This window comes from Marinilabilia sp. (assembly GCF_016278715.1).
In the GTDB taxonomy this organism is placed as follows: Bacteria; Bacteroidota; Bacteroidia; order Bacteroidales; family Marinilabiliaceae; genus Marinilabilia.
This window is the reverse complement of the sequence record NZ_JADQBH010000293.1, coordinates 1-10,385: the sequence shown is the minus strand read 5'-3', so window position 1 is coordinate 10,385 and position 10,385 is coordinate 1. Positions and strand designations below refer to the sequence as shown.

7 protein-coding genes are annotated in these 10,385 nt (G+C 43.1%); 6 read left to right on the top strand and 1 reads right to left on the bottom strand.

Translation table 11 applies throughout. The features are described from left to right. The 6 genes from ftsY to QZZ43_RS17890 form a co-directional block, all read left to right on the top strand. Nucleotides 1–571: signal recognition particle-docking protein FtsY (ftsY, locus tag QZZ43_RS17915; protein ID WP_291862135.1), on the top strand; the 571-nt coding region annotated here is incomplete at its 5' end. 477 nt (nt 572–1,048) lie between these two features. Next, nucleotides 1,049–2,356, top strand: coding sequence for a 30S ribosomal protein S12 methylthiotransferase RimO (rimO, locus tag QZZ43_RS17910; protein WP_291862133.1), 1,308 nt, complete (start codon nt 1,049–1,051; stop codon nt 2,354–2,356). Between the two features lie 40 nt (nt 2,357–2,396). After that, on the top strand, nt 2,397–3,128 hold the full coding sequence (locus tag QZZ43_RS17905) for a 1-acyl-sn-glycerol-3-phosphate acyltransferase (RefSeq protein ID WP_291862131.1): 732 nt from the start codon (nt 2,397–2,399) through the stop codon (nt 3,126–3,128). A 13-nt stretch (nt 3,129–3,141) separates the two neighbouring features. Beyond that, the gene (locus QZZ43_RS17900; protein WP_291862129.1) at nt 3,142–3,525 is read left to right on the top strand and encodes a septal ring lytic transglycosylase RlpA family protein; all 384 of its coding nucleotides are present in this window, start codon (nt 3,142–3,144) and stop codon (nt 3,523–3,525) included. Between the two features lie 51 nt (nt 3,526–3,576). Then, the gene (locus tag QZZ43_RS17895) at nt 3,577–5,199 is read left to right on the top strand and encodes a Na/Pi cotransporter family protein (RefSeq protein ID WP_291862127.1); all 1,623 of its coding nucleotides are present in this window, start codon (nt 3,577–3,579) and stop codon (nt 5,197–5,199) included. 202 nt (nt 5,200–5,401) lie between these two features. Further along, nucleotides 5,402–7,912, top strand: coding sequence for an AsmA-like C-terminal region-containing protein (locus tag QZZ43_RS17890; RefSeq protein ID WP_291862125.1), 2,511 nt, complete (start codon nt 5,402–5,404; stop codon nt 7,910–7,912). A gap of 51 nt (nt 7,913–7,963) precedes the next feature. Here QZZ43_RS17890 and QZZ43_RS17885 read toward each other — a convergent pair. Beyond that, nucleotides 7,964–10,385: exodeoxyribonuclease V subunit beta (locus QZZ43_RS17885; protein ID WP_291862123.1), on the bottom strand; the 2,422-nt coding region annotated here is incomplete at its 5' end.

Here is a 10,385-nt window from a genome sequence, read left to right as displayed (position 1 = left end):
GAAGACCACTACCATCGGCAAACTGGCCCATAAATTTAAAGCATCGGGTAAAAGGGTGGTTCTTGGCGCTGCAGATACTTTTCGTGCTGCCGCTATCGAACAGCTCGAAATATGGGCCAACCGGGTGGATGTGCCACTGGTAAAACAAAAAATGGGCTCCGACCCGGCTTCGGTGGCTTTTGATACACTGGCATCAGCAAAAACCAAAAATGCCGACGTGGTCATTATTGATACTGCCGGCCGATTGCACAATAAGGTTAATCTGATGAATGAGCTGACTAAGGTTAAAAAGGTCATGCAAAAAGTGATTCCGGATGCTCCTCACGAGATTATGCTGGTACTCGACGGTTCTACCGGCCAGAATGCTTTTGAACAGGCCAAACAGTTTACAAAAGCTACTGAGGTTACCTCACTAGCCATCACCAAACTGGATGGAACTGCCAAGGGGGGAGTGGTTATCGGGGTTTCAGACCAGCTGAAAGTTCCTGTGAAATACATTGGTATCGGAGAAGGAATTGACGACCTGCAGGTATTTAACCGTAAGGAGTTTGTTGATTCTTTGTTTGGGTAAGTTGGCTTTTTTGCTCGTAGCTGTTAGAGTACAATTTTTGCTTCAGACTACTAATATCCAGCATCCAACCTCTTCGTTTTTTCAGGTAAAGCCTAAAAAAGCCCCTACGGAGATTTGGAGCTATGCACACATATATTTTTTAACGCTCTGAAAGGGCAAATTAATTCAGTCCGGAGGCAAAAACCCGGGAATTAAAATCAGTTAATAACAGGCGCCCTTTAAGGGCAATTAAAAAAAAAAAAAGGATAAAATTTCAAAATACAAATATATTAACCTGCCCTTACAGGGCGCATCCATTTTTGAACATCAATAACCCGGGGGCGCCGTGTCGCTTTGCCCCAAGCTGATGTAAACTGGGCTTTCAGCCCGAAGGAAGGCATAGAAATTTTCAAAACACCAATCGACATAAATAACATGTTAGATAGTTTACAGCGCTAAGCGCCTATTTCCCCATATTTAACAACAAACCATAAATAAATGACAAAGCAAGGCAAGAGGCGAGTGGACGTAATTACATTGGGCTGTTCAAAGAACCTGGTGGATTCTGAGTTTCTAATCAGACAATTCGAGGGTGGAGGATTCACTGTAGAGCATGACTCACCAAACCCCAGTGGGGAGATTGTGGTAATTAATACCTGCGGATTTATTGGGGATGCCAAAGAGGAGAGCATTGATACCATACTTGATTTTGTTGAAGCAAAGAAGGACGGCCGCATCAATAAACTCTATGTAATGGGGTGCCTTTCGGAGCGTTATTTTGACCTGCTGGGCAAGGAATTGCCTGAAGTGGATCATTTCTATGGAAAATTTAACTGGAAAGAACTCATTGCCGATCTGGGAAGCACTTTCCGGCCCGACCTGGTGAATGAGCGGTCTCTGACAACTCCAGGCCATTATGCTTATCTTAAAATATCTGAAGGGTGCAATCGCTCCTGTTCATACTGTGCCATTCCTATTATTACCGGTAAGCATAAATCAAAACCGATGGAAGAGCTGGTGGAAGAGGCCCGTTTCCTGGCTTCGCATGGGGTGAAAGAGTTGCAGGTAATTGCACAGGATTTGTCTTACTACGGACTCGATTTGTATAAGAAACAGATGCTGGCACCATTGGTGGAAAAACTTTCGCAAATTGAAGGGATTGAATGGATTCGGCTGCATTATGCCTATCCGGCTGCTTTTCCCATGGATGTACTTGATGTGATGGCCAACAATCCGAAGGTTTGTGCTTATATGGATATTGCACTTCAGCACATTTCAGATAATATGCTGAAACTGATGAAACGCCATGTGACCAGGGCCGATACCATTCAGCTGGTTCAGACCATGCGCGAAAAAGTTCCGGGCATTCATCTACGTACCACCATGATTACCGGACATCCCGGTGAAACAGAAGCCGACTTTGAAGAACTTCTTGAATTTGTGAAAGAAATGCGGTTCGAAAGATTGGGTGTGTTTCCTTATTCACACGAAGAAGACACCTTTGCCTGGAAGAATTATCAGGATGATACTTCGCAGGAGGAAAAGCAGGCCAGAGCTGATGAAATTATGGCCCTCCAGCGTGATATCAGCCGTGGAATCAATGAAACAAAAGTTGGGAAAATATTGAAGGTCATTATCGACCGCAAAGAGGATGATTTCTTTATTGGACGTTCGGAATTCGATTCTCCTGAGGTCGATCCTGAAGTATTGATTCCGATTTCGGAAGAGGTGAAGCCCGGACATTTTTATCAGGTGCAAATAACAGAAGCTGAGGATTACGACCTTTATGGCCGGGTATTGCGCTAAACGAAGTTGATTACAATTTAATTGCAACACGTTTTTATTTATGAAAAAGTTTTTAGGATTTATCCTTACTCCGGTTTTTCATCTTTATATGATGTTCCAAATAGTGATGTTTTATCCCGTTCAGGTAATTGCACTTAAGTTTTTTGGAGAACATGCACGCCGCCGCTCGGTTGATGTGCTTAACATATTACTGTTGAAAGGATTGCATATCTTAGGAGCACGTGTTCGCTACATCGGGTTGGAGAATGTGCCAAAAGACCGGCCCGTGATTGTAGTTGCCAACCATCAGAGTATGTACGATATTCCGGCTATCGGATGGGGATTTCGAAAATTTTATCCTAAATTCATTTCCAAAATAGAGTTGTCTAAAAATATGTTCAGTATTTCTTATAATTTAAAACATGGACAGTCGGCAATTATAGACCGGAAAAACGGTTCCCAGGCGGTCAAGGAGATTCTGAAACTGGGACGATTGATTGAAAAAAATAATTATGCCGCCTGTATCTTTCCTGAGGGAACCAGAAGTAAAACTGGAAAACTACGACCTTTTATGTCTGCCGGCATCCAGACTTTGATGAGAGGAGCTCCATCAGCGGTGGTGGTGCCATTTGTGATAAGCGGGCACAGCAGGTTACTGAAAAAAGGCAACTTTCCCTTGCAATTTGGTCAGGAAATTACGTATCAGATACTGAAACCTATTGAACCGGGCGAGTTTTCACCCGATGAAATTACTGCTTATCTGGAAAAAGTGATCGGAGACCATTTACAATAAAAAAACCGTGCCTATGCGGTTCTCAGTTAAAGTATTCTTATTGATAGTACTGGTTGTTTTTGCTTTGGTAATCTCTTTAAACAAAAGCGAAGATACAGCTTTCAGTGAGGTGGGTACTGCTTCTTATTATGCCTGGTCGCTTGACGGAAATCGCACAGCCAGCGGAGAAATATACAGGCACGATGGGTTAACAGCTGCGCACCGGACTCTGCCGCTTGGCACCTGGTTAAAAGTTGAGAATCTTACCAATAAGAAAACAGTTATTGTTAAGGTGAACGATCGCGGTCCATTTGTCGAAGACCGCATTTTAGATCTCTCCAGGGCAGCCTTCACAGAGTTGTCGGAAATGAAAGAAGGCCTGATAAAAGTAAGGATAACTGAGATTGAGGTCGAATGACGGTAAAATTCTGATGTTTTTATCTTTGCATTTTAAAGCACAAAAGATTCCATGAATTATTTCCTGATATTTATACAACTTCTTGGCGGACTGGGTTTTTTCCTGTTGGGGATGGACCAGCTGAGTAACGGTATGAAAAGCCTGGCTGGAAGGCAGATGCGTCATGTTCTGGAAAAGTTTACCGCCACCAAAGGGGGAGGTGTGTTGTTCGGAATTCTTCTGACGGTTTTGTTTCAAAGCAGTTCGGCTGCTTCGGTAGTCATGGTGGGTTTCGTGGATGCCGCGTTACTGAGCCTGGGACAAACCCTGTCCGTAATGCTGGGCACAGGTATTGGTACCACCATCACAGCGCAACTAATTGCTTTTAAGCTGGGTGCCTATTCCCTTGGATTTGTTGGTCTTGGCTTTTTGTTTAAAGCTTTTGGAAAACGCCGCTGGTCCTACAGCGGACAAATAGTAATGGCTCTCGGGATTTTATTCTACGGGATGGATCTAATGTCGTCGGGAATGGAGCCCCTGGGCAGTGTGGAACGTTTTACCCGGTGGCTGGTCTATCTTGAAAACCCAATATGGGGAATTTTTGCGGGAACTGTTTTTACGGCACTTATCCAGAGCAGTGCCGCATTCATCGGGATTGTGATGACCCTTACCGCCACTGGTTTATTGTCGGTGGCAGATTCATTGCCCCTTATCTTAGGAACTAATATCGGCACTACTGTTACTGCTTTGCTGGCCTCCGTGAACTCTTCCATTGGTGGTAAAAGACTGGCGGTGGCCAACACCCTCTTCAGAGTTGCCGGGGTTCTTATTATGGTTTGGTTGCTGGGCTTTTGGGAACACCTCACCTGGTCCATTTCAGGAGAAAACGCTTCAGAAGGCCGGTTTTTGGCCAATGCACATACCATTTTTAATGTTTTTATGACATTGGTTTTTTTGCCGTTTACCGGAATCATTGGATTTATTGTAATGAAAATGGTGCCGGAAAGCAAAAAGAATAAATTTCATTTGAATTATCTAAAACCTGAGTTAATTGGTTCGGGGGAGATGATGCTTCCCTTTTTAAAGAAAGAGGTGAGTGATATGGGACGCCTGGTTCTTAAAATGGTTGAACAGTCACTGGTGCCTTTCTTTGATAGGGAGTCAAAAGTTTTGGATGACCTTAGAGCCAATGAAAAAAAAGTGGACAATTACAGAGAGGAAATTAATCGGTTTCTGGTGTCCATGAATGAAAAAATGTCAGTGGAACAATGGTCTGATGATATCTATAGATTTCTACATGTAGTCAATGAGTTGGAACAAATTGCCGATATTGTCTCAGTTAATATGGCTCGTCAGGGAGATAAATGGCTCAATGCCAACATTCGGTTTTCCCGGGAAGGAGCCGGAGAATTGCATGATTATCAGCAGCGTTGTGTTAAACAATTGGCACGGGCATTACAATTACTTGAAGACTGGGAGCCTGAAAAAGCAATGAAAATGAAGCGAAAATACCGAAAATATGCACTCATGGCTTACGAAATGGAGATGCAACACTATAAGCGCCTGTTGGCACCCAGCAGTCAGTCGGTAGAGTCGAGCAAGGTACATATAGAACTGCTGAATTTGTTGAGAATGGTCAATAGTCACGCAACGAATATTGGGCGTATGGTTTTTATGGAAGAAGGAGCCGATTGAGCTTGTCTTATATACTTATACCATTCAGAAATCTTTTTTCATTTCATCCGGCTTTTTTCCTTGCCTTTTACTAAATTTACAAATGAGTCTGCACGGAAAAGAGTTTTTCTTATCAGGCTCAAAGCTCAGGCGTTTTTTGAACCTGAATTCATTTCGTCAACATTAAGTCTGTGCTCAACATTAAAACTTTAATTAAATACTCATGAAGCGATTTTTGCAAATTTTATTGGGGGTTTTTGCCCTTATTTTGTTGCTTTTGCTGGTGTTACCTTCATTGTTTAAAGGTAAAATCGAACGGAAAGTAACTGAGGTAATTAATGAAAACGTAACTGCTACTGTGTCGTTCGACAAGTTCAGTCTGTCTATGTTTCGTCATTTCCCCAACCTCTCTATGGGGCTCGACGGACTTACCATTATCAACAAAGAGCCGTTCGAAGGAGATACTTTACTTCATGTTGGAGCATTTACGGCCAGCATTGATTTGTGGAGTGCTATAGGTGGTGATGGCATTAATATTAATTCTGTCTTTTTAGATAAACCACAGCTTTGGTTGAAGGTTAATCAGGATTCCATTGCCAACTGGGACATTGTTCTTGCTTCGGAAACTGAAGAGGTGGTGGAAGATACCGCTTCTGCAGCATCCGATTTTGCTGTTCAGCTCGAATTACTCGAAATCAGGGATGCACGGCTGGGTTTCTCAGACCAGACAATGGCATTTTCCACTACTATCGACGACCTGGATTTTACTATGGAAGGGGATTTATCACAAAAGGAAACCAATCTGGATATCCAAACCTCTATTCAGAAACTGAATCTTGAAATGGAGGGTACCCAATATGTGAAAGAAGCTTTTGTGTCACTGGATGCCATCATTGAAGCGGATTTAGAAAATATGGTATTCACATTTAAGGATAACGAGTTATTGCTTAATGAACTTGGACTCGGCTTCGAGGGAACAGTGGGTTTGCTTGAAGAAGGTTATGACCTGGATGTGAAACTGGCTGCTCGTGAAACCAGCTTTAAGACATTGCTTTCGATGGTTCCCGCAACTTATCTCCAGGATTTTGAGGATTTAACTACCGAGGGATCATTGAAGCTGGAGGCCACTGCCAAAGGAACTTATGTGGATGCCGAGAATCTCCCGGCCTTTAATATGGTATTGAATGTCAAGGATGGTCTCATTCAATATCCCGATTTGCCCAAATCTATCGAGGATATTCAGATTGATCTTAAGGTTGATAATCCGGGAGGAGCGATGGATCTCACTGTAACTGACATCAATAGGCTTCATTTTAGATTGGGCGACAATCCCTTTGATGCATCTATGTGGATAGGGACACCCATTTCCAATGCAACCTACAAAGGAAGCATGAAAGGAGTAATCGATTTGGCATCTCTGTCGCAGGCAGTGCCCATGGACAGTATGGAACTTCGTGGTATTATTTCTGCTGATATGCAGATAAACGGGGACTATGAAATGGTGGAGAAGGAGCTTTTTGAGGAGATTGAAGCCAACGGAAAAATAGGCTTGAAGGACTTCTTCTTTAGCACACCCGACCTGCCGGCAGGTTTTCTTATCAGCAATGCCGATATGCAGATTACTCCCCGCTTTATGGAATTAAAAACTTTTAAAAGTTCTTTTGGGAAAAGTGATTTTAATCTTCAGGGAAAGGTTGAGAACTATCTGTCTTATGTATTGAAGGACGGTACCTTAAGTGGTAATCTCAGTCATCAGTCCAGATTGATTGACGCCAATGAACTGATGCAGCTGGCAGGTGAAGATACTACAGCTGTGGAAGAAGATACTACTGCAATGGAACTGGTGCTGGTGCCCAAAAACCTTAGTTTTGTCTTTAATAGTACTGTGGATAAATTGCTATATGACAAGTTGGAAATGACCAATATGGCCGGTAAAATCACCATTGTAAACGGACGCGTTATCCTCGATGGTCTGAAGAGCAATATGCTGGACGGTAGCATGGTGGTCTCGGGCGAATACAACACTGCCGATACACTTAAGCCTTTTGTGAATTTCGACATGGCCTTAAATTCTATTGATGTTCACAAGGCTGCCAACTCATTCAGCATGGTAGACAGTATGATGCCTATTGCAAAGCGGGCAGTAGGGACTGTTTCCACCAAGCTGAAAATCAACAGTCTGATGGGGCCCGATATGTCCCCTATATTGAGTTCTGTTGTAGGGGGAGGGCTGTTGTCGTCGCAAGGTGTTGAAATATCCGGGGCTAAAGTTCAAACAGCTATGGCTTCTATGCTAAACAACGACAAGTATAAAAAAGCACGGGCTGAAGACCTTAACATTAGTTTTAAAATGGAAAATGGGGATGTGATTGTGGAGCCTTTTAAAGCCAATGTTTTTGACAGACAACTGACCATTTCCGGTAAGCAAAGTCTTGACCAGTCGATGGACTATGTGATTAAGATGCCGGTTTCCAAACAGGAACTGGGCAATGTTGCCGGTTTATTGGGTGCCTCCTTACCCTCCTCAGGGGTTTCCGATGTGATGGTTAATGTACTGGTTCGGGGAACCGTCAAAGAGCCCAAACTGAGCTTTAAACTGGACGAAGAGTTCAAGGAACAAGCGAAGAAAGAACTGGAAGAGGAAGCTAAAAAAGCGGTGGAGAAAGCTCTTGATGACCCTAAAGTAAAAGAAAAGGTGGACGAGGTTAAGGAACAGTTAAAGAAATGGTTTTGATACTGAAGAAGTAATTAATAGGAACGGCGGTTTGAAACCGCCGTTTTTTGTTTAAAACAAGCTTCCCTGAACTGCTTCATTGTCCACCCTCACCACTTCTTTTTGTGACACATACCAGATATAGCCTCTTATATTGCTATGCCCCATCTCTTTTATTTTATTCATATAACCTTTAACCTGCATCTGGTGTTTGGAAGTTACGGCCTTTCCAAATTTGTAATCCACCACGATGGTCTCTGCATCAGACAGCATTACCCGATCCGGACGTCGAATATTTTGGTGTAATATGGCTACTTCAGGTAATATTGTATAACTGCCATCAAACCAAGCCTTAACATCTGGGTGATTAAGCCATTCTTCCATTTTTATTTTGATGACAGCCTGTTCCTGTTCATCAATCTTTCCTTCAAACCACAGCGTTTTTAGGGCATCGTCCAGGTCTTCACGAGTTTCCATCATCTCAAAAAGATGGTGCATTACTTTTCCATAGGTGATTCCGCTCTCTTCTTTTTCATCATCAAAATACTCATCACTCTCCAGATGAATGGCAATGCGCTCACGAAAGGGAAAGGTTTGCATGGTCGGAAGTTGACAGGTAATGAGCGGACGAGATTCTGATAATTGTTTGTCTTCACCTTTTTTCTCAGGTTCTTTGAATATCTCTCCAAGTTGATATTCTTGTTTAACGGCGTCCCAATTGCCGGGCAGTTCGTTGTGATCCGATTCTCTGGCCTCAAAATGAAACCACAACAGATCCGATACTGTTCCCAGTTCTTTGGGGAGAGTTTTCTTTTTCTGGCAAAAGGCTGTTAAAGAGAGTTCGGCCCGGGTAAATGCAACATAGAGGAGATTCAGGTTATCAATATACTGGTGCATCAGCTCTTCCAGGTATTCTCCGGAAAAGTGAGAATTGACCAAAGATTTCTCATAATTTACCGGAACCAGGTCCAATTCATTGAAAGGGGCTGTCTGTGGTTTACACCAAAGTAAGTTTTGAAGCCTTTCGTCATTCAGTTCCCAGTTGCAGAATGGTAAAACCACGGCCTTAAATTCCAGTCCTTTGGATTTGTGAACAGTCATTACCTGTATGGCTTCCTGATTTTCCGGGCCCGCTATACTTTCAAACTGGATTGTTTTTTCCCATTCGTCGATGAAAAGATTTAGGTTGGCCGCTTCCTGCGACGAGAAACTATTGATGTTGTTGAGAAGAGCCTGAATGTAAATGCCCTGCTCTGACCTTATTTCTTCTGGAATTAATCGGGTCAGCTCATCAGCCAGGTCGTAAAGCGGAAGTTGCTGCTTGTTTTCTATAAATTCCAGATGCTGCTGCCAGGTGGCTGCTTTTTGAGGGTTGTGAAAAACATCAGATGCATCAAAATTCTTTAGATCCAATTCTCTTAAATGCCGTTCCCAATGCAATCGGATAAAGGCTTCTAAAACCTTATCGTCGGGTGCAAGAATGAACTTAAGGTGATTAATGATGAATAGTACTGCAGGTGAACTATTTAGCCGCAAGGTCTCGTTACTGATGACCGGCAGCGGTTTTTTCTCACGATGATATTCACCCGACAAAAGAGCGTTGGTAATGGCTATGCCTTCGACTTTTTTACGCACCAAAACACAAATATCCGCAGGGGCGAAGCCATTGTCCAGCAAATTAACTACCTGCTCAACAGAGGCTTCAATGGCTTGTTCCCGGAAATCTTCCTTATTGGGGGCTTCAAAGAACCTGAATGCTACATGGCCAGGATTCTCCTGATTTTTAGGGGCAACCAACTGTGCAACATCATGGTAGGCATCAATTATTTTTGTGTCAATGCCATTTGATGAACCGGCATTTCCGTCCGATTTTTGTAGGAGTTGCGCTTGTAAGGCTCGTGCGGAATGTTGAAAGAAACTGTTGTTGAAGGCAATTACATTGGCACTGCTACGAAAATTAGTGTCAAGCGTATTGACAATGGTTCCAAATGTGTCAAATTCTTTTTCCACCTGCCCGGCCAGCAGCGTCCAGTCGGAGTTTCGCCACCGGTAAATAGACTGTTTTACATCGCCCACCAGCATGGCAAAATGATTCTGAGCCAGACTGTTGTTAATGAGTGGTCGAAAATTGGCATATTGCATGGCAGAGGTGTCCTGAAACTCATCAATCATATAGTGATGATATCTGGTTCCGGTTCGCTCATAAATAAAAGGGGCTTCATCCTCACGAATAATTCTGGTCAGCAGATGATTGGTGCCTGACAGAAGAAATACATTTTGCTCACGGGAAACGTCCAGTATTTTTTGATAAACATCGTTGATGATGCCCAGAGTATAGAAGTTCTTTACTATGGCTTTGGCGGTCTGGTAGTCTTTTTCGCGCTGTTCCTTGAGGGAAATATAATCACCGGCCAGGGCATTTAAGCCACTATTGAAGGCCCCCTCGATGGCTTTATTGATATGTTCAGGATTGCTTTTCTTTTGCCAGGCTTCG